The 24268-nt window shown below is 73.1% G+C and carries 18 protein-coding genes; 12 read left to right on the top strand and 6 right to left on the bottom strand.

Features of this window, described 5'->3' with window-relative positions; genetic code table 11:
• Nucleotides 1-293: 293 nt before the first annotated feature.
• The 5 genes from BMW99_RS03315 to BMW99_RS39895 all read right to left on the bottom strand — a co-directional run bounded on the left by BMW99_RS03315 (nt 294) and on the right by BMW99_RS39895 (nt 6740).
• Nucleotides 294-857, bottom strand: coding sequence for a GNAT family N-acetyltransferase (locus BMW99_RS03315; protein WP_069467412.1), 564 nt, complete (start codon nt 855-857; stop codon nt 294-296).
• A gap of 297 nt (nt 858-1154) precedes the next feature.
• Nucleotides 1155-3722 (bottom strand): aminopeptidase N, encoded by a 2568-nt coding sequence (gene pepN / locus BMW99_RS03310; protein WP_069467413.1) that lies wholly within the window; start codon nt 3720-3722, stop codon nt 1155-1157.
• Between the two features lie 234 nt (nt 3723-3956).
• Nucleotides 3957-4370 (bottom strand): hypothetical protein, encoded by a 414-nt coding sequence (locus tag BMW99_RS03305; RefSeq protein WP_069467414.1) that lies wholly within the window; start codon nt 4368-4370, stop codon nt 3957-3959.
• 211 nt (nt 4371-4581) lie between these two features.
• Complete coding sequence (locus tag BMW99_RS03300; protein ID WP_075016194.1) at nt 4582-6432, bottom strand: alpha/beta hydrolase; 1851 nt, start codon at nt 6430-6432, stop codon at nt 4582-4584.
• 14 nt (nt 6433-6446) lie between these two features.
• Nucleotides 6447-6740: a hypothetical protein gene (locus BMW99_RS39895; protein WP_069467586.1), complete on the bottom strand. Its 294-nt coding sequence runs from the start codon at nt 6738-6740 to the stop codon at nt 6447-6449.
• Between the two features lie 106 nt (nt 6741-6846).
• Here BMW99_RS39895 and BMW99_RS03290 point away from each other — a divergent pair, with 106 nt between their 5' ends.
• On the top strand, nt 6847-7683 hold the full coding sequence (locus tag BMW99_RS03290; RefSeq protein WP_069467587.1) for a hypothetical protein: 837 nt from the start codon (nt 6847-6849) through the stop codon (nt 7681-7683).
• A 375-nt stretch (nt 7684-8058) separates the two neighbouring features.
• Here the strand turns inward: BMW99_RS03290 and BMW99_RS03285 are convergent, their stop codons facing one another.
• Nucleotides 8059-8595 (bottom strand): HNH endonuclease, encoded by a 537-nt coding sequence (locus BMW99_RS03285; RefSeq protein WP_075016193.1) that lies wholly within the window; start codon nt 8593-8595, stop codon nt 8059-8061.
• A gap of 300 nt (nt 8596-8895) precedes the next feature.
• Between BMW99_RS03285 and BMW99_RS03280 the strand changes: the two genes are divergently transcribed.
• The 11 genes from BMW99_RS03280 to BMW99_RS03230 all read left to right on the top strand — a co-directional run bounded on the left by BMW99_RS03280 (nt 8896) and on the right by BMW99_RS03230 (nt 24265).
• Nucleotides 8896-10017 carry a mechanosensitive ion channel family protein gene (locus BMW99_RS03280; protein ID WP_079175906.1) on the top strand — a complete coding sequence of 374 codons (1122 nt, stop codon included), beginning with the start codon at nt 8896-8898 and terminating at the stop codon, nt 10015-10017.
• A gap of 379 nt (nt 10018-10396) precedes the next feature.
• The gene (locus BMW99_RS03275; protein ID WP_075016191.1) at nt 10397-11623 is read left to right on the top strand and encodes an ROK family transcriptional regulator; all 1227 of its coding nucleotides are present in this window, start codon (nt 10397-10399) and stop codon (nt 11621-11623) included.
• Nucleotides 11624-11743: 120 nt separating this feature from the next.
• Complete coding sequence (locus BMW99_RS03270) at nt 11744-13075, top strand: extracellular solute-binding protein (protein ID WP_075016190.1); 1332 nt, start codon at nt 11744-11746, stop codon at nt 13073-13075.
• Nucleotides 13075-14025, top strand: a complete 951-nt coding sequence (locus tag BMW99_RS03265; RefSeq protein ID WP_069463715.1) for a carbohydrate ABC transporter permease — start codon at nt 13075-13077, stop codon at nt 14023-14025. The genes BMW99_RS03270 and BMW99_RS03265 overlap by 1 nt, the downstream gene beginning before the upstream one ends.
• Before the next feature lie 94 nt (nt 14026-14119).
• Nucleotides 14120-15028, top strand: a complete 909-nt coding sequence (locus tag BMW99_RS03260; RefSeq protein WP_069463716.1) for a carbohydrate ABC transporter permease — start codon at nt 14120-14122, stop codon at nt 15026-15028.
• Nucleotides 15025-16308, top strand: a complete 1284-nt coding sequence (locus BMW99_RS03255; protein ID WP_069463717.1) for a 6-phospho-beta-glucosidase — start codon at nt 15025-15027, stop codon at nt 16306-16308. Before BMW99_RS03260 ends, BMW99_RS03255 begins: the two co-directional genes overlap by 4 nt.
• Nucleotides 16305-17309: an N-acetylglucosamine kinase gene (locus tag BMW99_RS03250; protein ID WP_075016267.1), complete on the top strand. Its 1005-nt coding sequence runs from the start codon at nt 16305-16307 to the stop codon at nt 17307-17309. Before BMW99_RS03255 ends, BMW99_RS03250 begins: the two co-directional genes overlap by 4 nt.
• 309 nt (nt 17310-17618) lie before the next feature.
• Complete coding sequence (locus tag BMW99_RS03245) at nt 17619-19034, top strand: hypothetical protein (RefSeq protein ID WP_069467064.1); 1416 nt, start codon at nt 17619-17621, stop codon at nt 19032-19034.
• Between the two features lie 104 nt (nt 19035-19138).
• Nucleotides 19139-20083, top strand: a complete 945-nt coding sequence (locus tag BMW99_RS03240) for a glutamate ABC transporter substrate-binding protein (RefSeq protein WP_079139023.1) — start codon at nt 19139-19141, stop codon at nt 20081-20083.
• 61 nt (nt 20084-20144) lie between these two features.
• Nucleotides 20145-21437 (top strand): hypothetical protein, encoded by a 1293-nt coding sequence (locus BMW99_RS03235; RefSeq protein WP_075016189.1) that lies wholly within the window; start codon nt 20145-20147, stop codon nt 21435-21437.
• A gap of 245 nt (nt 21438-21682) precedes the next feature.
• Nucleotides 21683-24265 (top strand): serine/threonine-protein kinase, encoded by a 2583-nt coding sequence (locus BMW99_RS03230; protein WP_075016188.1) that lies wholly within the window; start codon nt 21683-21685, stop codon nt 24263-24265.
• Nucleotides 24266-24268 lie beyond the last annotated feature (3 nt).

Genomic DNA, 24268 nt, shown 5'->3' with positions numbered 1-24268 from the left:
TTCGCGCGCGAAACGTGAGCGTTGAGCCTGGAGCTGCCGGAGCCGGGATCCGATCCGTCCGTGGCGGGATCCCTGCGGAGAATGGTTCGGGAGGTCCGGTGTGGTGCGATGGGGGCTGTGGGTGAACAAGTGACCAACGAGGAGGAAGCGGTTGGCCTCACCATGACCCGGCGCGTCCGGACGGCGCCGCAGGCACGCCGGGGCCATCACCGAACCGGATCACCCGACAAGTCGGATCACCCGATTGGCGCGGGGTGGCGCGGCGGGGTGGTGGAGTGGCGGCGCCGCGCCGCTCACCACACGTCGCCGTCGCGCCAGTCGCACGTCAGCGGCGCCGAGGGGTCCAGCGGGGTGTGGTCCAGCGGGAAGACGTAGATCCAGCCGTCGACGTCGGGGGTCGGGACGACCCCGCCGTCCGGCGTGAGCGCGGACGTCGGGCCCTGCCACAGCAGCCAGCCGCGGCCGGCGTAGAGGTCCACGGCCTCCTCCGCCGCGCCCAGCGCGCCCAGTTGGTAGCCGCCGCGGACGTACCGCTCGGCGACCGTCATCAGCGCGCCGCCGTGCCCGCGGCGGCGGCGGTCGGCGCGGACCGCGACGGCCTCGACATAGCCGGTGCGCAGCGCCCGCCCGCCGTGCAGCAGCCGCCGCTGCACCACGGCGGCGTGCCCGATCAGCGCGTCGCCCTCCCACGCCATGACGTGCGTGCCGCCGAGGGTGTGGTCCCAGTCGGCGTCGGTGAACTCGCCGTCCGCGTGCCCGGCGAAGGCGTCGTCGAGCAGGGTGCGGATCGCGGCCAGTTCCACGCGGTCCAGCTCAGCGGTGTGAGCGGTGCGCAACCGCACCTCGACGTCGTCCATCCGGGCATCCTGCCACCCGCCGCCGCGCGCCCCGCCGCAATCCGCCCCCGGGGGCGGGCCCACGCGGGCCGCAAGCGAGGGTCACGACCCCGGGCTGGTGACGGTGCCCATGGCGCCGTCAGTGGCCGTCAGGCCGCAGGTGGCGCCTTCAGGCGCGGGTTGGCGCCCTCGGGAGCCCGTCACCCGTGGCGCGGCGCCCCAGACAGCCTCACGCACCCTCAGGCGCGGATTGGCACCGGCTGGCGCGCCGACCGCGTTCCGGGGAGCGGCGGGGCCACTCCCCGGAACGCCGCGTGGTCAGGAGCGGGCGGCGTCCACGGCCTGGGCGCGCAGCGCCCGCTCCACGCCCGCGCGGGCCTCGGTGACCAGGCGGCGCAGCGCCGGGACCGCGTCCTGCCCGGCCAGCCACGCGTCGGTGGCGTCGAGGGTGGCCTGCGAGACCTGGAGCGCCGGGTACAGCCCGACCACGATCTGCTGCGCCATCTCGTGGCTGCGGGACTCCCACACGTCCTTGACCGCGGCGAAGTACCGCTCGGTGTAGGGGGCGAGCAGGTCGCGCTGGTCGGCCTGCACGAATCCGCCGATCACCGCTTCCTGCACGGCGTTCGGCAGCTTGTCGCTCTCCACGACCGAGGCCCACACCTCGCCCTTGGCCTCGGCCGTGGGCCGGCCCGCACGGGCCGCCGCCGCGTGCTCCTCGCCGGCCGACGTGGGGTCGCGGACCAGCTCGGCGTCGATCGCCTCGTCCGAGGCCCGGCCGGTCGCGGCGAGCCGGGACAGCAGCGCCCAGCGCAGGTCGGTGTCGATGTCCAGGCCCGCGAACTCCTCGGACCCGTCGAGCAGCCCCGCCAGCAGGTCGAGCTGCTCGGGGGTGCGCGCGGTGGCCGCGAACGCGCGGGCCCAGGCGAGCTGGTGGTCGCTGCCGGGCGCGGCGGCGGCCAGGTGCTCCTGGGTGGCCTCGGTCCAGCGGGCCAGGCCCGTCTCGCGCCAGGCCGGGTCGGCGTACAGGTCGAGGGCGAGCTTGACCTGCCGGTGCAGCGACTGCACCACGCCGATGTCGGACTCCTTGCCGATGCCGTGCAGCACCAGCTCCACGTAGTCGCGGGCGGCCAGTTCACCGTCACGCGTCATGTCCCACGCCGACGCCCACACCAGGGCGCGCGGCAGCGACTCGGTGAAGTCGCCCAGGTGGTCGCGGACCGTGGCCAGCGACTGCTCGTCCATCCGCACCTTGGCGTACGACAGGTCGTCGTCGTTGAGCAGGATCACGTCGGGACGGCGGACGCCGGTCAGCTCGGGCACGGCCGTCAGCTCGCCGTCCACGTCCAGCTCCACGCGCGTGGTGCGCTCCAGGCGGCCGTCCTTGAGGTCGTACGCGCCGATCGCGATGCGGTGCGGGCGCAACACCGCCTCGCCCTTGGCGCCGGCCGGCAGCGCGGGGGCCTCCTGGCGGACCGCGAAGGACGTCAGCACGCCGTCGGCGTCGACGGTGATCTCCGGCCGCAGCACGTTGATGCCCGCGGTCTCCAGCCACGCCTTCGACCACGTCTTCAGGTCGCGGCCGGACGTCTCCTCCAGGGCGCCCAGCAGGTCGCTGAGCCGGGTGTTCCCCCAGGCGTGGCTCTTGAAATACGCCTGCACGCCGGCGAAGAACTCGTCCATCCCGACGTAGGCCACCAGCTGCTTGAGCACCGAGGCGCCCTTGGCATAGGTGATGCCGTCGAAGTTGACCAGGACGTCGTCCAGGTCGTTGATCTCCGCCATGATCGGGTGGGTGGAGGGCAGCTGGTCCTGCCGGTAGGCCCAGGTCTTCATGGAGTTGGCGAAGGTGGTCCAGGCGTGCGGCCACTTCGAGCCCGGGGCGTGCGCCTGGCAGGCGATGGAGGTGTAGGTGGCGAACGACTCGTTCAGCCACAGGTCGTTCCACCACTCCATGGTGACCAGGTCGCCGAACCACATGTGGGCCAGCTCGTGGAGGATCGTCTCGGCCCGCACCTCGTAGGCCGCGTCCGTCACCTTCGAGCGGAACACGTACTGGTCGCGGATCGTCACCGCGCCCGCGTTCTCCATCGCGCCGGCGTTGAACTCCGGCACGAACAGCTGGTCGTACTTCGCGAACGGGTACGCGTAGTCGAACTTCTCCTCGAACCAGTCGAAGCCCTGCCGGGTGACGGCGAAGATCGCGTCGGCGTCCAGGTGCTCGGCGAGCGAGGGGCGGCAGTAGATGGCGAGCGGCACGCTGCGCCCGTCGCCCTCCCAGCTGCTGTGCACGGACGCGTAGGGCCCGGCGATCAGCGCGGTGATGTAGCTCGAGATGCGCGGGGTGGGCTCGAAGGTCCACACGCCGTCCGCGGACGGCTCGGGCGTCGGCGAGTTGGAGATCACCGTCCAGCCCTGCGGAGCCGTGACGGTGAAGGCGAAGGACGCCTTCAGGTCGGGCTGCTCGAAGCTGGCGAAGACGCGGCGCGCGTCCGGCACCTCGAACTGCGTGTACAGGTAGGCCTGCTTGTCGACCGGGTCGACGAAGCGGTGCAGGCCCTCGCCGGTGTTGGTGTAGGCGCAGTCGGCGACGACCCGCAGCTCGCTGCGGCCGGCCGGCAGGTCCGCCAGGGCGATCCGGGAGTCGGTGAACACCGCCGCCGCGTCCAGCGGTGCGCCGTTGAGCACGACCTCGTGGACGGTCGGGGCGACGAGGTCGATGAAGGTGGAGCCCGCCTCGCGCACCTCGAAGGTCACGGTCGTCACCGAGCGGAACGTGCCGCCGTCCTGGGCACCGCTGAGGTCCAGCTCGATCGCGTACGTGTCGACGCTGAGCAGGCGCGCACGCTCCTGCGCCTCCTCGCGCGTGAGGTTCGTTCCAGCCACGGTGGCCCACTCCTTCTCGCTAGGTGAGACGGCCATCCTTGCACGCCACGGGCCACCCCCGCGGATCCCCTGTGGACAACTCGCGCGTCCCTGGTGGGCACGGGGTTTCCGCGGTTCGCGAGCCGCGCGCCCGGAATCGCTCCCAATCGCTCCGAATCGTTTCGAATCGTTCGAATCGCCGTGGATCACTCCGGATCACTCCGGATCACTCCGAGGGCCCTGACCTGGCGCCCGTCACCCTGGCGGGTCGTGGGTGGTGAAGACGCAGGCGGAGTCGACGCTGATGAACATGGACGCATCGCCGTTGGCCACGCCCACCCCGACCCACCACGAGGAGTGCGGGTCCTTCGCGCCGACGCGCGGCGTCTTCGGGTCCGGCAGGTCGGGCACGTAGCCCTCCTTCGCGAAGTGCGCCTCCGCGGCGTCCATCACGGCCTTCGAGCCCTCCTCGGGGACGTCCAGCGTCACCTGGTAGCTGTAGTCGAACCGGTGCTGGCCGGGCGTGTCCGTGGTGCACTTCTGCCACTGCGTCCGGCCCACGGACGTGCCCGCGGACCCGATCACCGGACGGATCGAGTCGAGCGTCCGCTGCGCGAGCGTGCGCGCCTTCTGCTCGACCGAGTCCGGCGACACACTGCCCTTGTCCATCGCCCCTCCGCACCCGGCCGCCGCCACCGCCAGAAGGGCGGCCGCGGCGCCTTTCGCCGTTCGCTCACTGTGGCCCATGCGTCCTTCACCCGAACGTCGCTCGGTCACTTCGGTCAGTCGGTCACTTCGGTCAGTCGGTCGAGCTCTCGGTCACGCAGCCACGCAGTCACGCAGTCACGCAGTCAGGCGGTCGGTCCGTCCCTGCCCGTCGTCAGTCGAAGAGATCCCGCACCGACCGGGCCGCGTTCCTGCCGCTGTCCTCCACGTCCCCGCCGACGTCCTGCAGGTCGTGCATCGCGCCGTCGACGTCACCGGTGACGGCATTGCCGACGGCGCCCAGCACGTCGTTCTGGGCCTGTCCGAACTCGTGCAGGGAGTCGCCCGCGTCCTCCATCGAGGCGCCCCAACTCCCTCCCACCTTATGGCCGAGGTTCTGCAGCGCGGCACCGCCGATGTCCGGGACCGCGACGGTCGGCAGCGGCAGGTCGGCGAGGTTCGGGATGACGCCGCCCTTGTCCTCGGTGGGCATCGCGGTGACCTCGCCGGGCTCGCCGAGCACGATGTGCGTCATGTTGTCCAGCGACGGGCCCTGGTCCCAGTACTCGCTGTGCGCGTGCGCGACCGAACTGCCGTCGCCCGCGTCGAAGGTGCGGCCGCCGAACGCCGAGGACGTCGGATCGTCGCCGAACCGGACGCTGTGGTCGTCGTACCAGTCGAGCGGGTCCAGCGGCGCCGAAATCTCGGGTATGGGGTCGAACTTGGCCTTGCTCGCCCACACATGGGCCGGATCGAGGCCCAGTTGGGACGCGGTCCCCGCGGTCACGCCGGGCGAGCCGACGAAGATCGCCTCGTCGGCCTTCATCCCGGCGTGGGCGAAGGCGTCGCCGACGACCGTGGAGCCGTAGCTGTGCCCGATCACCGTGAGGTGGCCGGAGCCGCGGTGGTTCGTACCGAGGGAGTTGACGAACGCGGCGAGCTTCGGGGCGCCGGCGTCGGCGAAGCCCTGAGCGGCGGGCCCCGGGACGCTCCAGGTGGGCGCGTCGTAGCCGAGCCAGTAGACGGAAGCGGTCGAGCCGCGTCGCCGGCCGTTCGCCGAGGTGTACAGCGTCAGCGCCCGGTTGAGGTCGCCGGACGCCCCGTCCAGGCTCGAACCGGTGCCGGGCACGTACACCGCGGTGTCGGCGGCGAGGTCCGGGTCGCCGTACGCGAGCGCCACGTGGCCGCGCGCGACGTCGTCGAAGCCGAGCAGGAACATGTCGGAGCGGTGCAGCCGGTCCGAGGGGTCGGTCAGGTGCTGCCACAGGTCGCGGAGCCGCTGCGGGCAGCCGGGCCGCGCCACGGCCGCCCGCAGCCGGAGCCGGTTCAGCTGGTCGGCCACGTCGGCGGGCAGGCCCTGCGTGACGTCCATCCCGGCGTCGGCGTAGTCGGCCGCGACGGCGCCCTGTTCGTCCGGGGTCAGGCCCTTCCACCACAGGGCCCGCAGCGCGGGGTCGACGGGCATCGGGCCGCCGTCGCGGCCGGTCGCCGCGGTCAGCAGTGCGGATGCCTGCGCGGTGTCGGCGGTGCGGCCGTACCAGCCGGTGTCACCGGACGGCAGGTGCAGCAGGGCGTCGACGCGGCGGGCCAGTGCGCGCGCCGCCGCCAGATAGCGTTCCCGCAACTGCTCTGCCTGGGAGCTGACTTCGCCGATCCGCGCCGTGACGTCGCCGGTGGCCTGCTGCCGCCGCTGCGTGTCCAGATGCGCGGCCCGCGCCTCCAGCGCGGCGGCCTCCTGCTGGAACTCCCGTAAGCGGCCTGACCATTCGTCGAGCAGGGCGGCGTTCTGCTCGTAGGCGGCGCGGAGTTTGCCGAGCACGACACGGTGGGCGCCGAGCCGCGACCCGAACGCGTCGGCGGCCTGGCCGTGCCATCGCGCCTGCACCTCGTCCGTCCCGTCGAGGCGCAGCGCCGCCTCGGTGGTCACGAACGCGGCGTCCCGCCACCGGGAGGCCAGGGCCCGGACGTCGTCCGGGTCCCCCGGGCAGGGGTCGAAGCCGAGCGTCGGGTACGACGACGTGCCCACGGTGCTGCCGCCCTTCAGTCCGTGCGCCGCTGGGCGTCGCCGGCCAGCCGGTGGTCGGTCGTCCGCAGCGTGGGCGCGACCTGCTCCACTTCGCCGTGCCGGTCCGCGATCCCTTTGCCGAGCGCGGTGAGGTCGCCGCGCCGCGTGTCGGTGAACGTCCGCTGGGACTCCAGCAGGGGCGCCGCGCCGACGCATGCCGCGTCCATCCGCAGCAACGCGCCCTGCAGTGCCTGCAGATCGTCGAGTACCGCCGTCAACGCGCCGCCGAGCGCGTGCATGTCCGCCTCGGTGACGACCAGATCCCCCATGCCCCGCCCTGCTTTCCGCGTTTCGGCGCCCCCACGACCCTAGGGTCTGCCGTCGCGCTGTGCGAGGGTGTGGACGCGCGGAGTTCGTGCAGAACGGGGGCGCGTCATGGATGTCGATCGGGCGGTCGAGGCCGCGGCCTCGGCCGAGGGGGCGCGACGCCTCCTGGACCGGGCGCGGGAGGAGGGCCGGGTGGAGCTCAAGCCCCTGTACGGGCTGGAGTTGTGCACCCTCGGCGGGCACCGGCACGCGCTGGGCGACGAGTCGATCGGCACGGCGTGGTCCCGTTTCCCCCGCCGCAGCCGTTCCAGGGCCGCCGAGTTCGCCACCGAGGGCCTGGTGAGCCGCGGCCTCCTCACCGAGCAGCCGCCCGCTCTCCCCGGCACCGTGGAACTCTCGGGCCGCACGTACGCTCTCGACCCCCGACTCGCCCTGCCCCTGTGGGCACGCGGCCGCCCCCACTACGCCGTGGTGACCGAGGTCGAAGGGCGCGCGCTCCGGACGCCTCGCCTCTTCGCCCCGGCGACGCCCGGTGACGCGGCGCGCCCCCTGGTCGTCGAGATACCCGAGCCCCTTCCGGCCGAGCACGCGGACGACTTCCCGCACGCGAGGAAGCTCGGCCCGCTGGGCTGGCTGTACCGCTATCTCCTCGTCACCCCGCAGGTCGCCGCGACCCTCCTCGCCGACCTGTCGATGCGCCCTCCGCCGCCTCCGGATCCGTCCTCGGGCGGGTCCGCGGCTCCGCTCCCGGCACGAGTCCTCTCCGTCTTCCACCACCCGGACGGGAAGCGCCCTTCGGCCACCGCACGCGTCCGCGTCACCAGCGACGGCGTCTCGGCCCACCTCCTGCGAGGCTCCCCTCGCGACGACGCTGCCCTCCCCGCCTACGACAAGCCGGCGTTGGAGGCCGTGATCGCCGATCTCCTTGCCAGAGCGGCCGTTTGACGCGCGGGCGTGAGTGCCGGTGCCCGCCATCGAGGCCGCGGCGACGGCCACTCCGGTCGGGCCGCGCATCGCTCCCGGCGCACAGGACGCCTCGCTCGCCCCCGCGTCGGGTGACTCCCCCGTCGCCGTCCATGGCACCGTCGGCACCCGCTGCGGAAGGGCGCCGCCGGCGACGACACGCCGTGCGGGGTGACCAACCTCAGCGCCACCCGGAACCGGGCCCCTCCGTCCTCCGGGCCGTCGCCACCTGCACGATCACCTGGACCGGCACCGGCCGCCCCGGCCCCGTCACCCTCCCCGAGGGCAGCGAAGGGACCGCTTCCGGCCTGCGGGGCGCGGGGCAGAAGCGGTCCTGGAAAAGCTGAAGCCCGGATCTCAGGCTGATATGCCGTCGATCCGGGCCAGGGCGTCGTCCGCGCCGAAAGGCTGCAGGTATGGCAGCCAGCGCGGGTCCCTATGTCCGGTCCCGATGATCCGCCAGGCGAGACCGGAGGGCGGGGCGGGTTGGTGGCGCAGGCGCCAGCCGAGTTCGGCGACGTGGCGGTCTGCCTTGACGTGGTTGCAGCGTCTGCAGGCGGCCACCACGTTTTCCCAGGCGTGCTGGCCGCCGCGGCTGCGGGGGATGACGTGGTCGACGCTGGTTGCGGCGGCTCCGCAGTACGCGCATTTGCCGCCGTCCCGGGCGAAGAGGGCTCGCCGGGTGAGCGGCACGGTGCCCCGAAAGGGGACTCGCACGAATTTGGTGAGTTTCACGACACTCGGCGCAGGCAGCGCCTGGGTCTCGCTGTGCAGGTACGCGCCGGATTCCTCCAGGCACACAGCCTTGTTGTTGAGCACGAGGACGAGCGCGCGCCTCAGCGGTACGACGCCGAGCGGCTCGTACGAGGCGTTCAGGACCAGGACATGCGGCACGGATGCCTCCTTTAACGCCGGCGACGCGTGGCTCGCGTCGGGACGATCTGTCTCAGTCTCTCCGGAAGGCAGGGCACCGCGCCACCATGCCCGGGTAACGGACCGAGGGTGTTTTGAACCACACTCCCCTCCTTCAATGCCGGCTCACACTCCTTTACTCCCCTGCTCGAAGCGGTTCCGCTCCTCGAACGAGGCAACGAGACGGCATCGGTCGGCGGCTAGATTGGAAGCTTCGTTCCCCGACGGAGGTTCCCGAACGTGTCCACCGCGACTCCTCGTGCGGCCGTAACGCTCGACGCAATGCCCCGCACCGCCGCCCAGGCCAGCAGCTGGATCGACGACAACTGGGCCGGCTGGCTGAACGCCGGCCTGCGCATCCTGCTGATCCTGGTGATCGCGATCGTCCTGCGCACCGCGGTGCGCCGGACGCTCAGCCGGCTCATCGACCGGATGAACCGCGGCGCCGAGGCCGCGGCCGGCACCGCCCTGGGCGGGCTGCTGGTCAACGCGGAGCGGCGCAGACAGCGCAGCGAGGCGATCGGCTCGGTGCTGCGCAGCGTGGCGTCGTTCGTGATCCTGGGCACCGCCGCGCTCTCGGTGCTGTCCGTGCTGAAGATCGACCTGGCGCCGCTGCTGGCCAGCGCGGGTGTCGCCGGTGTCGCCATCGGCTTCGGCGCGCGCAACCTGGTCACCGACTTCCTGTCCGGCGTGTTCATGATCCTCGAGGACCAGTACGGCGTCGGCGACGTCATCGACGCGGGCGTGGCCTCCGGCACCGTGGTCGAGGTGGGACTGCGGGTGACGAAGCTGCGTGGCGACAACGGTGAGATCTGGTACGTGCGCAACGGCGAGGTCAAGCGCATCGGCAACCTCAGCCAGGGCTGGGCGACGGCCGTGGTCGACGTCCAGGTGGCGCCGCAGGAGAGCCTGGACCGGGTGAAGGCCCTGATCGCGGAGACCGCCGACACCATGGCCAAGGAGGACCCCTGGGACGAGCGCCTCTGGGAGCCCGTGCAGTTGCTCGGCCTGGAGTCGGTCGCCGCGGACTCGGTGGTGGTCCGGGTGCAGGCGAAGACCATGCCGGGGCAGGCTGCCGGGGTCGGCCGCGAGCTGCGCTGGCGGATCAAGCAGACCTTCGACCGTGAGGGTGTCGAGACCGTCGGCGGTGCGGCGGGGGTGGTCGACGTGACCGCGGGGCCGGCCGCACCCGCGGCGCCGACCCCGGCGGCCGGCGCGTCCTCCGGCTCGGAGCCCGGCACCCAGGTCCCGCCCGCACCCGCGCCCGCCGAGGCACAGGCACAGGCGCCCGCGACCCCCGCGGGCCCGTCCGCCGGCCCGACCGCCGTCCCGCCCCAGGCCCCGTCGCAGAGCGCGCCCCCGGCACCGGTCCGCCCCCGCTCGGACGGCCCCGGGCGCTCCTGACCGGCCCCGGGCGCTCCTGACCGGCCCCGGGCGCTCCTGAGGGGCCCCCGGACCCCCGACCGCCCCACCGGACGGCACGGCCCGGCACACCGGCCCACAGACACCCGTACGCCCTCTGTTCCTCCCGCACGGCCCCTGGCACGCTTGTCCTGCCAGGGGCCGTCCGCATGCCGCCCGCCCGCGTCCACCGCCCGCGTCCACGGCCGGCCTTCACGGCCCGCGCCGACCGCCGCGAGCGGCGCCCTCCGCGGCGGCGTCCACGCCGAGGTTGGTAACGACTTGGGCGAGGGACCGCCGGTCCCCCTTGACGCTCCGCCGACAGCGGGCCTACCTTGACTTTCGCCAATAGGAAAGTTTCCTAACAGTGAACTGAGGGAGGATGGCGCGCATGGCTGGCACCCCTGGAACACCGCGCGTACTGCGCGCCATGAACGACCGCGCCGCGCTCGACCTGCTGCTGGAGCACGGCACGCTCTCCAGGACGCGGATCGGCAAGCTCACCGGCCTGTCCAAGCCCACCGCGTCCCAGCTGCTGGCCCGGCTGGAGGCCGCAGGCCTGGTGCTGGCGACCGGGACCACCGCGGGCCGCCCGGGGCCGAACGCCCAGCTGTACTCGGTGAACCCCGCCGCCGCCCACGTCGCCGGCCTCGACGTCAACACGGAGCGGATCAGGGCCGCGGTCGCGGACATCACCGGCCGCACCGTCGGCTCGTTCCGGCTGCCCACCCCGCACCGCCGGGCGGGCAGTGCGGTCGAGCAGGTCGTCCAGGCCGTCGACGGCGCGGCCAAGGCCGCCGGGCTCGGCCGCACCGACCTGCACCGGATCGTCATCGGCACCCCCGGCGCCTTCGACCCGAGCACCGGCCGGCTGCGCTACGCCAGCCACCTGCCGGGCTGGCACTCCCCCGCGCTGCTGGACGAGCTGGCCGCCGCGCTGCCGATGCCGCTGGAGTACGACAACGACGTGAATCTGGCCGCGGTCGCCGAGCAGCGGATCGGCGCCGCCCGCGGCCACGACGACTTCGTGATGCTGTGGAACGAGGAGGGCCTGGGCGCCGCCCTCGTCATCGGCGGCCGGCTGCACCGCGGCTGGACCGGCGGCGCCGGCGAGGTCGGCTTCCTGCCGGTGCCGGGCACGCCGCTGGTCCGCAACGTCACCAAGGCGAACAACGGCGGCTTCCAGGAGCTGGCCGGCTGCAACGCGGTGCTGCGCACCGCCCGCGAGCTGGGCATCGAGGTCCCGCAGGGCAGCCTGCCGGACGCCGCGGCGACGCTGCTGCGCGCGGCGGCCGCCGCCCAGCAGGACGGCGCGGAGCCCGACGGCGGCCCGTACGCCGAGCTGCTGGCCCGCTGCGCCACCGGCCACGCCGTCGGCCTGGCCTCGATCGTCTCGCTGCTGGACCCGGAGCTGATCGTGCTGGCCGGCGACGTGACCGTCTCCGGCGGCGAGCCGCTGCGTGCCCTCATTCAGTCCGAACTCGCCGAACTCGCCGTCCCCCGGCCCCGGTTGGTGCTGGGCGCGGTGGAGATGCACCCCGTACTGACCGGCGCGCTGGAAAGCGCGCTCGCCACCACCCGCGACGAGGTGTTCGACACCTCCCGCTGACCCGAGACCCGCACCCCCGACCCCGCGCCCCTGTCCCCCCGCGAGCGGAACGGCACCCTCCCCGCCGTTCCGTCGGCACCCCCTACCCGCGCACCCCCTCGTACCCGGAGGTAGAGAGCAGTGTCCCGTCTGACCAAGGCTGCCGCCGCCGTCGCGGCAACCGCCGCGATATCCCTGCTCGCCGGAGCGTGTACGGGCCAGAGCACCTCGTCGGCGAACGACGACGCCAGCAAGGACGTGACCATCACGTTCTGGCACGGCTGGAGCGCCCCGAACGAGCTCAAGGCGATCAACGACGACATCGCCCTCTTCGAGAAGGCGCACCCCAACATCCACGTCAAGGTCCAGGGCAACATCACCGACGACAAGATCAACCAGGCGCTGCGGGCCGGTGGCGACAAGGCCCCCGACGTCGTCTCCTCGTTCACCACGGACAACGTCGGGCAGTTCTGCTCCTCGGGCGCGTTCGCCGACCTCGCGCCGTTCCTGTCCCGGGACAAGATCGACCCCGCGACGACGTTCCCCAAGCCGATGCAGGAGTACACCCAGTTCCAGGGCAAGCGCTGCGCGCTGCCGCTGCTCGGTGACGCGTACGGGCTCTACTACAACAAGAAGGAGTTCGCGGCCGCCGGGATCACCGCGCCGCCGAAGACCCTCTCGGAGTTCAAGGCGGACGCGGTCAAGCTGACGAAGTCCAGCGGCGACTCGTACGCCCAGCTCGGCTTCATGCCCGACTTCCACGGCTACGAGAGCACGCCGATGCACGTCGCCGCGCAGTGGGGCGTGAAGTACTTCGACGCCGACGGCAAGTCGCAGGTCGCCAAGGACCCCGGTTTCGCGGCCATGTTCACCTGGCAGCAGCAGATGGTGCAGGCGCTCGGCGGGTTCGCCAAGCTGGAGAAGTACCGGTCCACGTTCGGCGACGAGTTCGGCGCGAAGAACCCGCTGCAGACCGGCCAGGTCGCGATGGGCATCGACGGCGAGTGGCGGCTCGGCATGGCCAAGGACGCGGGCATGAACGACCTCGGCGTGGCGCCGTTCCCGGTCCCCGACGACCAGGCGAGCACCTACGGCAAGGGCTACCTGTCGGGCACGATCGTCGGCGTCGCCAACACCTCGACGAAGAAGAACGCCGCCTGGGAACTGGTGAAGTTCATGGCGACCGACACCGATGCGGTCGTGTCCTTCGCCAACGCCATCCACAACGTGCCCTCGACGCTGGCCGCTCTCAAGTCGCCGAAGCTGGACCCCGACCCGGGCTTCCGCACCTTCATCGACATCGCGCAGAACCCGGACAGCACCACCACCCCGGCGAGCATCAACGGCGGCGCCTACCAGGTGACGCTGCAGGACTTCGGCTACGCGTACGAGTCCGGCAAGGCCAAGGACCTGCAGGCGGGCCTCAAGGGCGTCGACTCGCAGGTCGACAAGGACATCGCGCAGGCCAAGTGATGAGCGCCTCCGTCCACCCCCTGCTGCGGGCCAAGCGCCGCAAGGAAGCACTGCGCAACCTGGCGTTCCTGTCGCCGTGGATCATCGGGTTCTGCGTCTTCTTCGCCTACCCGCTGATCTCGACCGTCTACTTCTCGTTCATGCACTACACCGGGTTCAACAACCCGACGTGGACGGGCGGCAAGAACTGGTCGTACGTCTTCACCGAGTACCCGCTGTTCTGGCCGGCGCTGCGCAACACGCTGTGGCTGGTCGTGGTGATGGTGACGCTGCGGGTGGTCTTCGGACTGGGCGTCGGCATGCTCATCACGAAGATCAAGACCGGCGCGGGGCTGTTCCGCACCGCGTTCTACCTGCCGTACCTGGCCCCGCCGGTCGCCGCCACCATGGCGTTCGTCTTCCTGCTCAACCCCGGTACCGGGCCGGTCAACCACATCCTGGGCGGGATCGGTGTCCCCACCCCGGGCTGGTTCACCGACCCGCACTGGTCCAAGCCGGCGCTGACGATCCTCGCGGTCTGGGGCGTCGGCGACCTGATGGTGATCTTCATGGCCGCGCTGCTCGACGTGCCGAAGGAGCAGTACGAGGCCGCGGAGCTGGACGGCGCCGGCGCGTGGTCGCGGTTCCGGTACGTCACGCTGCCGAACATCTCGCCGATCGTGATGTTCGCGGTGGTCACCGGGGTGATCCAGACCATGCAGTACTACACGCAGCCCCTCGTGGCGGGGAAGGTCGCCTCCGGGATCATCGGCAACTCGGGCCAGCAGTTCGAGCCCGGCTACCCGGACAAGTCGACCCTCACCCTGCCCCAACTGGTCTACAACCTCGGCTTCCAGCGCTTCGACTACGGCTCCGCCTGCGTCATCGCCCTGGTCCTGTTCGCCCTCTCGATGGCGTTCACCGCGTTGTTGATGCGCCGCCGCAGCGGCTTCCTTTCGGCGGAGGACTGACGCATGAGCGATCGGAGTGGACGGCTGAGGAACGAAGCCGTCCGCGGAGAGCGTGAACAGGAAGGCCGACAGATGAGAGGGGAGGACTGACGCCATGACCCAGGCAACACTCGACCGCGACATCCCGGTACGCGGGTCCGGCGCCGACGTGGACGCACGCGCCCGGCGGACGGCGCAGCGCAGGCGCGCCCTGCACTGGATCGCCGTCCATGCGCTCGGCATCGCCGCCGCCGCGTTCTTCGTCCTGCCGTTCGTGTTCGTCTTCCTCACCGCGGTGATGAGCGACAACCAGGCACTGACCCGCGACCTGTGGCCGCACACCTGGCAGTGGTCCAACTTCCGCACGGTGTGGGACACCCCGGGCTTCCTGACCTGGTGGCGCAACACGCTGCTGTACGCGGTGGGGGGCACGGTCCTGACGGTCGTCTCGTCGCTGCCGGTCGCCTACGCGCTGGCGAAGTTCCGCTTCCGCGGCCGCAACGTGATCATGATGCTGGTCATCTCGACGATGATGCTGCCACCGCAGGTGATCATCATCCCGATGTACCTGTTCTGGGCGAAGCAGCTGCACCTGGACGGGTCGCTGTGGCCGCTGATCATCCCGATGGCCTTCGGTGACGCGTTCACCATCTTCCTGCTGCGCCAGTTCCTGCTGACGATCCCCAGGGAGTACACCGAGGCCGCGAAGGTCGACGGCTGCGGCGAGGTGCGCACCCTGCTGACCGTCATCCTGCCGATGATCAGGCCCGCCATCGCGGCCGTGGCCCTGTTCCAGTTCTTCTACTGCTGGAACGACTACTTCGGGCCGCAGATCTATGCCAGCTCCAACCCGGCCGCATGGACACTGAGTTACGGGCTGGAGTCGTTCAAGGGGGCCCACCACACCAACTGGAATCTGACCATGGCCGCCACCGTTCTCGTGATGGCACCGGTGATCATGGTGTTCTTCTTCGCACAAAAGGCCTTCATCGAAGGCGTGACCCTGACGGGAGTCAAGGGATGAAACTGGCAGTCGTGGGCGGCGGTTCCACGTACACACCCGAACTCATCGACGGGTTCGCGCGGTTGCGCGACACCCTGCCGATCGAGGAGCTGGTGCTCGTCGACCCGGCGGCCGACCGTCTGGAGCTGGTGGGAGGCCTGGCGCGGCGGATCTTCGCCAAGCAGGGCCACCCCGGCCGGATCGTGACGACCGCCGACCTGGAGTCGGGGGTCGAGGGCGCGGACGCGGTGCTGCTCCAGCTGCGCGTCGGCGGGCAGGCCGCCCGCAACCAGGACGAGACGTGGCCGCTGGAGTGCGGCTGCATCGGGCAGGAGACCACCGGCGCGGGCGGCCTGGCCAAGGCGCTGCGGACGGTGCCGGTGGTGCTGGACATCGCCGAGCGGGTCCGCCGGGTGGCGCCGCAGGCGTGGATCATCGACTTCACCAACCCGGTGGGCATCGTGACCCGCGCGCTGCTGCAGGCCGGGCACAAGGCCGTCGGGCTGTGCAACGTGGCCATCGGCTTCCAGCGCAAGTTCGCCGCGCTGCTGGACGTCGCGCCCGACCAGGTGCACCTGGACCACGTGGGCCTCAACCACCTGACGTGGGAGCGCGGGGTGCGCCTCGGCGGCCCCGACGGCGCCGACCTGCTGCCGAAGCTGCTGGCCGAGCACGGTGACGCCATCGCCTCGGACCTGCACATGCCCAAGGAGATCGTCGACCGGCTCGGCGTCGTCCCCTCGTACTACCTGCGCTACTACTACGCGCACGACGAGGTGGTGCGCGAGCTGGGCACCAAGCCGTCGCGTGCCGCCGAAGTCGCGGCGATGGAGAAGCAGTTGCTCGAGATGTACGGCGACCCGGCGCTGGACGAGAAGCCCGCGCTGCTCGCCAAGCGCGGCGGCGCCTACTACTCCGAGGCGGCCGTGGCACTCGCCTCCTCGCTGCTGCGCGACACCGGCGACGTGCAGGTGGTCAACACCTACAACAACGGCACGCTGCCGTTCCTCGCGGACGACGCGGTCATCGAGGTGCCGGCCGTGGTCGACGCCAACGGCGCCACGCCGCTGCCGGTCCCCACGCTGGAGCCGCTGTACGCGGGCCTGATCGCGGGCGTCACCGCGTACGAGGACCTGGCGCTGCGGGCCGCCGTGCTGGACGGCCGGGCGACCTCCGCGCAGGGGCGGAACGCGGTGTTCACCGCGCTGCTGGCGCACCCGCTGGTGGGCCAGTACACGTACGCGGAGGGCCTCACCGACCGGCTCCTCGCGCACAACCGGGAGCACCTCGCGTGGGCATGACGGGGGAACCGCTCGTCCCCGGCGGCGTCCTGGCCGTCGACGCGGGCAACAGCAAGACCGACGTGGCGCTGGTCGCCGCCGACGGGACGGTGCTCGGCGCCGCCCGCGGCGGCGGCTTCCAGCCGCCGATCGTCGGAGTCGAGGCGGCGGTGGAGGTCGTCGCGCGCATCGTGGAGCGCGCGGCGGCCGACGCCGGCCTGCCCGGCGGCGCGAGCGGCGGGACACCGCTCGTGGAGCACACCTCGGCCTGCCTGGCCAACGCCGATCTGCCCGTCGAGGAGCAGCAGTTGGAGGCCGCCGTGCACGCCCGCGGCTGGGCGCGCAGCACCCGGGTGGCCAACGACACGTTCGCGATCCTGCGGGCGGGCGTGGACGAGCCGCGCGGCGTCGCCGTGGTCTGCGGGGCCGGCATCAACTGCGTCGGGATGCTGCCGGACGGGCGCACCGCCCGCTTCCCCGCGATCGGGAAGATCTCCGGTGACTGGGGCGGCGGTTCGGGCCTGGCCGAGGAGGCGCTGTGGTTCGCGGCGCGCGCCGAGGACGGGCGCGGCGGCCCGACCGCGCTGGCGGCGACACTGCCCGCGCACTTCGGTCTCGGCTCCATGTACGCGCTGATCGAGGCGCTGCACCTGGAGCGGATACCCGCGGCCGCCAAGTACGAGCTGACACCGGTCCTGTTCGCCACGTCCGACGCCGGCGACCCGGTCGCGCGGTCGATCCTGGACCGCCAGGCGGACGAGATCGTGGCGCTGGCGACGGTGGCGCTCGGCCGGCTCGGGCTGCTCGACGAGGAGGCCGACGTGGTGCTGGGCGGCGGGGTGATGGCCGCCCGGAACCCGTACCTGATGGACGCGTTGGACGAGCGGCTGACCGCCCGCGCGCCGAAGGCCCGGGCGCACGTGGTGACGGCGCCGCCGGTGCTGGGTGCCGCGCTGCTCGGCCTGGACCATGTGGGCGCCCCCGCCGCCGCACAGGCCGCGCTGCGCGCGCACTACGCCTGACGCACGGGCCGGGGCAGCCCGCCGGTACCGCCGCCGCCCGCCCGCGCCGCGCACCCGGCCGGCTCCCATCGGGACCGCCGGGACCGCCGGGACCGCCGGGAACGTTTCCGGGGCCCCGGCCGGGAGTTCGCCGGCCGGGGCCGGGTGCGTCGTGCGCGGGGACGCGCGGCGGAACCGGTCGCGGCGCGGCGGCGTGTGGGCAGGTGAGGACGGGCGGGGCCGGGCATGATCCCCGAAGGACGCTGGAGGAGTGGGGCCGATCACGGCCATACTGCTGGCGGACGTGCGAGAGTGGCCGGGGGAGGGTGTGTGACGCAGACGCAGTCGCCGACACGGAGCGGGGTTCCGGCTGCCGGCGGACCGGGGGGCCCGCAGGTGCCGCGGCGCAGGACCGCGTGGGCCGAGTCGGCCGCGCGGATGCGCGCGTCGGCGGCCACCGAGCCGGGCCGGCTGCGCGTCATCGGCGCGGTACTGGCCCTGCTGGTCCTCGCGTTCGGCACCGCGACCGCCTGGCAGATCAGCGAGCGGTCCACCGCGACCGGCCATGTGCTGCACCACAGCGGCCCGTTGAGCGCGGAGGCCGCCGAGATATACCGCTCCCTGGCGGACGCCGACGCGACCGTCGCGGGCGGCTTCCTGGCCGGCGGCCAGGAGCCGAGGGACGTCTCCCGCCAGTACCAGGACGACATCGACAACGCCGCGCGCCTGATCACCGAGGCCGCCGCGAACAGCGACGGCTCCGCGGAGGCCATCGCCCTAATCGGCAAGCTCAACACCTGGCTGCCGGTCTACACCAACCTGGTGGCCACGGCGCAGGCCGACAACCGGCAGGGCCTGCCGCTGGGCGGCGCCTATCTGCGGTACGCCGACCAGAAGATGCAGGGCAAGGGCGGCCTGCTGGACCTCGCCGACCAGCTGTACCGGGCCCAGACGGGCCGGCTCGACGCCGACTACGCCGACGCCAAGTCGCTGCCGTGGGTGGCCTGGGTGCTGGGCGCTGCCGCGCTCGGCACGCTGCTGTGGGCGCAGCGCCGCCATTACCGGCGCACCAACCGGGTGTTCAACCGGGGCATGCTCGCGGCCAGCACGGCCTGCGCGCTGGCCCTGCTGTGGCTGGTCGTCGGGCACACCGTCGCCCGCAGCGAGCTGGCGGACTCCTACACGCACGGCGCCCGGTCCATGCAGGTCCTCAACGACGCCCGGATCCACGTGCTCCAGGCCCGCAGCAACGAGAACCTGACGCTGGTGGCGCGCGGTTCCGACCCCGGCTACGACGACGACTTCAGCACGGGCATGACGGACCTGGCAGGCAGCGACCCGCACGGCGTGGGCGGCGAACTGGCCCAGGCGCTGGCGCTGGCGGACGCGCCGAAGGGCCGCGACCCGGTGAACGCGGCGATCAAGGGCGTCCAGGCCTGGCGCGACCGGCACGCCACGGAACGGGCCAGCGACGACAACGGCGACTACGCCTCGGCGGTGGCCCAGGTCATCGGCGGCAAGGACGGCAGCGGCAGGACCGTCACCGCCACGACCGCGCAGTGCTTCCACACGGTGGACGCCAGCCTGGGCACGGCCGTGGCCCAGGAGCAGGACGAGTTCAGGACGGCCGCCGAGACCGGGAGGAACGCCATGGCGATGCTGCCCTACGGCGCCGCGGTGCTCGCGGTGCTGGCGGCGGCGGGGGCGGCGCTCGGCATCGGGCGCCGGCTGGCGGAGTACCGGTGAGAGGGGTGCCCGGTGGACCGGGCGGGAGGCGTGCGGTGAGCGGTTGGGGATACCTGCGGGGCCGCAGACTGTGGCGGCGGCGCGGCTGGGGCGGGGTCGCCGCGATGGCGGCGGTGTGCACGCTGGCGATCGGCGGGACCCTCACGCCGCTGGGCGACCGGGGGCCGATCAGCCGAGGCGCGGCCACGCCCCTGACGACGGCCCGCTACGCGTCCGCGCCGCAGCAGGCGCACGACAACTGCGACGCCAGCCTCGACCCCTCGACGGGCCCCACGGACGGCCCGGCGGTCGAGCGGATCAGGCAGCGCGGCCGGCTGAAGGTCGGCGTGGACCAGAACAGCTACCTGTGGGGCTTCCGCGACCCGGCGACCGGCCAGCTCGCCGGGTTCGACATCGACCTGGTGCACGCCCTGGCCCGGTCGATCCTCGGCGACCCCGACGCGGTGCAGTTCCTGACCGTGCCCACCAGCCAGCGGATCCCGCTGATCAAGAACGGCACGGTCGACATGGTGGTGCGCACCATGACCATCAACTGCCAGCGGGTCGACGACCCGAAGAACCCGGTGGCGTTCTCCACCCCGTACTTCGAGGCCGGGCAGCAGATCCTCGCCCCGGAGGGCTCGTCCGTCACGGGGTTCGACGACTCGCTCCAGGGCAAGACGGTGTGCACCGCGCGGGGTTCGACCGGCGAGCAGACCCTGGAGGGCAACCGGCACGGCGCCTCGATCCTGCTGGTGGACAACCAGCTGGACTGCCTGGTCAGGCTGCAACTCGGCCTGGCCGACGCGGTGTTCACCGACAACGCGCTGGCCGCCGGACAGGCGGCGCAGGACCCGTCGGTGCACCTGGTCGGCCACCCGGTCACCGACGAGCCGTACGGTGTGGCCATGAACACCGGCGAGCCCGATCTGGTACGCAAGGTCAACGCCGTTCTGGCCGCGTACCGTTCTGGTGGCGCGGACAGCGAGTGGATGACGTCGTACCGCCGCTGGCTCGCCCAGGACCTGCCGGGGCTCACCGGGCCGCCGGCACCGAAGTACCGGCAGTGACGGCGGACCGGGCGGAATCGGCGGCGGCCGGGGGGTGACGGACGTGACGGAAGAGGGTGCGATGGCGGTCGCTGGACCATCCGGGCCGGTGATGAGCCGGGAGGACGTGGACCGTGCCCTGGCGCGGCTCGCCGCCGAGCACGAGGCGATCGAGTCGTCCCTGCTGGCCCTGCAGGACCACTCGGGCCGCAGGCTGCTGGAGGGCGCGGAGCTCACCGGTCCGACCAAGGAGCGGTGGGCGGAGACCGACGCCGCGATCACCGTGCTGTGGACCCACTTCGAGGCGTACACCGCCGCGCTGGAGGACGCCCGCACGCTGCGGGCCCGCCGCCGCTGGCCCACGCAGACCGAACTGGGCCGCCTCACCGAGCTGTTGCGCGGCGAGGGCGTGACGGTCACCGGCGCCGCGGTGCCCGACGCGGCCCGCTCGCTGACCGGTCCGGCCCGCCTCACCGAGCAGCTGAGCCTGGACGAGCTGCTGCGGCGGATGAACGGCTGGTACGACCAGGCGATGGAGACGGTCGCCGCCGCCGACTCGGTGTGGTCCGCCCTGCCCGCCAGGATCGACCTGCTGGCCGCCGAGACGCAGCGGGTCCGCTCGCTCGCCCACTCCGTCGGGGTGCGCCCCGGGACGCACCCGGCGGGCGACGACCTGGAGGGCCTGGTCGCGGACCTGGCGGCGCTGCGGGCGCGGAGCGTCTCGGACCCGCTGTCGTTCTGGCGGGCACGGCCGGCGCCCGGCCGGCCCGACATGGCCCGCTACGACGCGTGCGGCCACCGGCTGGAGGACATCCGCCGCGAGGTGGAGGCGGTGCTGCACGTCCGCGACGACGCCGAGCACCGGCTCAAGCGGCTGCGGGACGTCCTCTCGCGCGCCGACCGCACGCTCACCGAGGCGCGGGCCGCCCGCGTCGAGGTGCTGTCCAAGATCCTCGCCTCGGACGTGCCCGCGGTCAGCGGCCCGGCCGCGGCGCTGCACGAACAGCTGGCCGGCGCCGAGGAGTTCGCCAGGACCGCACAGTGGCACCGGCTGTCGCCGCTGCTGGACGCCCTGGAGGACCACGCCGACGACGAGCTGCTGCGGGCCCGGGACTCGCTGACCGCGGTGACCGCGCCGCTGGCCGTGCGGGCGGAGCTGCGCGGCCGCCTCGACGCCTACCGGGCGAAGGTGGCACGCCTGGGCATGGCCGAGGACCCGCTGCTGATCGAGCGGTACGACCAGGCCCGGCGCCTGCTGTGGAGCGCGCCGTGCGACCTGGCCGCGGCCGAGCGCTCGGTGCAGCGGTACCAGCAGGCGCTGGCCGACCTCGGCACCCCGCCCACCGCGCCCAGCGACCGCCGGGGACCGGCGTGACCGCCCGCCCGCCGCGCGTCCGGCGCGATTGCGCGAATCGCGCCGATCCGCGGATCCGCAGGGGCCGTCGCAGACGTCCTCACCAGTGAAGTGCCGTGCCGTGCAGGTCCGTTGCGAGTGGCGGTGCGAGCGGCGGCGCCGGTGCCGCGAGTGCCGTCGGGCGTCACGTCGTGTGTCAGGGGAAGGATGAGGGGGAGACCGTGAGCAAGTGCCAACGGCCAGGGTGCGACGGAACCTTGGAGGACATGGGCGGCGGGGTGCTGTACTGCGACACCTGCGGCCTGGCACCGGTGCCCGCCGCCGTGCCGCCGGCGCAGGGCACGTCCCTGCCGCCCGCGCAGGCCTCCCCCGCGATCCCCGCGGCCCGCGCCGGGGCGGACTCCGGCCGCTCCTCGTCCAGCCGCTCCTCGCGCTCGTCGCGGTCCACCTCGCAGGCGTCCAGGCGCTCGGTCTCCGGCCGGCTCTCACAGGCGATGTCGGGCTCCGGCAGCGGCCGTTCGGTGTCGGTGCGCAGCAGCAAGGGCACCGGCAGCGGCCCGTCGCGCGGCAAGCTCGGCGCCGGCCTGGTGAGCGTGCCACCGATCCCGCGCCCCGACCCGGTCGCGGCCGTCATGAGCAACCCCGAGGTGCCCGAGCGCAAGCGGTACTGCAGCAAGGGCGACTGCGGGTCCCCCGTGGGGCGCAGCCGCGGCGACCGCCCGGGCCGTACCGAGGGCTACTGCACCAAGTGCGGCCACCCGTACTCGTTCTCGCCCAAGCTGCGCCCCGGCGACGTCGTCCACGGGCAGTACGAGGTGGTGGGCTGCCTCGCGCACGGCGGCCTCGGCTGGATCTACCTGGCCATCGACCGCGCGGTCTCCGACCGCTGGGTGGTGCTCAAGGGCCTGCTGGACACCGGCGACGAGGACGCGCTGGCCGCGGCGGTCTCGGAGCGGCGGTTCCTCGCCGAGATCGAGCACCCCAACATCGTGCGCATCTACAACTTCGTCGAGCACCTCGACCAGCGCAGCGGCACCCTCGACGGCTACATCGTGATGGCCTACGTCGGCGGCAAGTCGCTGAAGGAGATCGCCAACGAGCGCCGCACGCCCGACGGCCGGCGCGAACCGCTGCCGGTCGCGCAGGCCATCGCGTTCGCCATCGAGGCACTGGACGCCCTCGGCCACCTGCACAGCCGCAACCTGCTGTACTGCGACTTCAAGGTCGACAACGCGATCCAGACCGAGGACCGGCTGGAGCTCATCGACATGGGCGCCGTCCGGCGGATGGACGACACCGAGTCGGCGATCTACGGCACGGTCGGCTACCAGGCGCCCGAGGTCGCCGAGGTGGGTCCGTCGGTGGCGTCCGACCTCTACACCGTGGCGCGCACGCTGGCGGTGCTGACCTTCGACTTCCAGGGCTACACGAACGTGTTCGTGGACAGCCTGCCGGACCCGGCGAACATCGAGGTGTTCTCCCGGTACGAGTCGTTCTACCGCCTGCTGGTGCGGGCGACCGACCCCGACCCGGGCAAGCGGTTCGCCTCCGCGGAGGAGATGTCCGACCAGCTCCTCGGTGTGCTGCGGGAGGTCGTGGCGCTGGAGACCGGCGTGCCGCGGCCGGCCCTGTCCACCCTGTTCGGCCCCGAACTGCGCGTGGTGGACACCGAGTTGGTGATGCCCCTGCTCGGCGACACGTCCGTGCTGGGTGCGGACCGGGCGCTGGAGAAGGCGGCCCGCAGGCGCGACCGGGCGAACCCGCCCGCGAGGGCCGCCGGACCGGCGGGCGGCGCGGTCCCGGCCGGGTTCGGCCCTCCCCCGCCGGCGCTGACCGGCCGCGGCGGCGCACTGCCCGGCGTCCCGGGGCTGCGCGGCGGCGCCCCGGCGATGGCACGGATGGACCCGGTCGCGGCCGCACTCGCCCTGCCCGTCCCGCACGTCGACCCCTCCGACCCCAACGCGGGCTTCCTCGCCGGGCTTTCGGCCACCGCACCCGCCGAACTCGTCGCGGCCCTCGCGTCGGCACCCGCCGAGTCGCCGGAGCTGCGGCTGCGCGAGCTGCGCGCCCGCCTCGAACTCGGCGACGCGGAGGGCGCCCGGCAGGTGATGCGGAACCTCACCGACGAGGCCGCGGAGGAGGGCGACGACTGGCGCGTGGTGTGGCACCGCGGGCTGAGCGCGCTGTGCCAGGGCGACAACACGACCGCCGCACTGAGCTTCGACGCGGTCTACGACGCCTTCCCCGGCGAGCCCGCGCCGAAGCTGGCGCTGGGCGCCTGCGCCGAGGTGCTGGGCCAGCTGGACAATGCCGCCGAGTACTACCGGCTGGTGTGGACGACCGACCGGGCCTACGTCAGCGCGGCGTTCGGCCTGGCCCGCGTGCTGCTGAAGTCCGGCGACCGGGAACGGGCCGTGCGCACCCTGGAGTCGGTGCCGGAGTCGTCGATCCACTTCACCGCGGCACGTGTCGCGGCGATCAGATCCCGGTTGCGGGACCGCTCGCCCCAGGATCCCCTGCTGTCCGACCTGCAGGCCGCGGCGCTGCAGGTGGAGGCGCTGCAGCGGCAGGGCCTGGACAGCGACCGGCGGGAGCAGTTGGCGACCGAGGTGCTCGGCAGCGCGCTCGACTGGGTGCTGGCCGGACGTGTCGGCGCGCCCCACGGCGCCCCTGCGGGCGTACCGTCGGGGGCGGGACAGGGCGTGCTCGGCGCCGAACTCAGCGAGCGCGGGCTGCGGTTCGGCCTGGAGCGCTCGTACCGGGTGCTGGCCCGGCTCGCCCGCCAGGACGGTGCGAGGATCGAACTGGTGGAGCGCGCCAACCGCTTCCGCCCCAGGACCTGGGTGTAACCA

The organism is Actinacidiphila rubida, assembly GCF_900110255.1.
Taxonomy (GTDB): domain Bacteria; phylum Actinomycetota; class Actinomycetes; order Streptomycetales; family Streptomycetaceae; genus Actinacidiphila; species Actinacidiphila rubida.
The sequence above is the reverse complement of the archived record's forward strand: the minus strand, read 5'-3'. Positions and strand labels throughout refer to the sequence as shown.

What these genes read in the sequence shown, in the direction of transcription:
- BMW99_RS03275 (WP_075016191.1), top strand. Translation starts at nt 10,397, where the DNA reads ATGGCGCGCATGGCTGGCACCCCTGGAACACCGCGCGTACTGCGCGCC.
- BMW99_RS03305 (WP_069467414.1), bottom strand. Translation starts at nt 4,370, where the DNA reads ATGGACAAGGGCAGTGTGTCGCCGGACTCGGTCGAGCAGAAGGCGCGC.
- BMW99_RS03315 (WP_069467412.1), bottom strand. Translation starts at nt 857, where the DNA reads ATGGACGACGTCGAGGTGCGGTTGCGCACCGCTCACACCGCTGAGCTG.
- BMW99_RS03250 (WP_075016267.1), top strand. Translation starts at nt 16,305, where the DNA reads ATGACGGGGGAACCGCTCGTCCCCGGCGGCGTCCTGGCCGTCGACGCG.
- BMW99_RS03240 (WP_079139023.1), top strand. Translation starts at nt 19,139, where the DNA reads ATGGCGGCGGTGTGCACGCTGGCGATCGGCGGGACCCTCACGCCGCTG.
- BMW99_RS39895 (WP_069467586.1), bottom strand. Translation starts at nt 6,740, where the DNA reads ATGGGGGATCTGGTCGTCACCGAGGCGGACATGCACGCGCTCGGCGGC.
- BMW99_RS03265 (WP_069463715.1), top strand. Translation starts at nt 13,075, where the DNA reads ATGAGCGCCTCCGTCCACCCCCTGCTGCGGGCCAAGCGCCGCAAGGAA.
- BMW99_RS03290 (WP_069467587.1), top strand. Translation starts at nt 6,847, where the DNA reads ATGGATGTCGATCGGGCGGTCGAGGCCGCGGCCTCGGCCGAGGGGGCG.
- BMW99_RS03255 (WP_069463717.1), top strand. Translation starts at nt 15,025, where the DNA reads ATGAAACTGGCAGTCGTGGGCGGCGGTTCCACGTACACACCCGAACTC.
- BMW99_RS03235 (WP_075016189.1), top strand. Translation starts at nt 20,145, where the DNA reads ATGGCGGTCGCTGGACCATCCGGGCCGGTGATGAGCCGGGAGGACGTG.
- BMW99_RS03230 (WP_075016188.1), top strand. Translation starts at nt 21,683, where the DNA reads ATGGGCGGCGGGGTGCTGTACTGCGACACCTGCGGCCTGGCACCGGTG.
- BMW99_RS03260 (WP_069463716.1), top strand. Translation starts at nt 14,120, where the DNA reads ATGACCCAGGCAACACTCGACCGCGACATCCCGGTACGCGGGTCCGGC.
- BMW99_RS03280 (WP_079175906.1), top strand. Translation starts at nt 8,896, where the DNA reads ATGCCCCGCACCGCCGCCCAGGCCAGCAGCTGGATCGACGACAACTGG.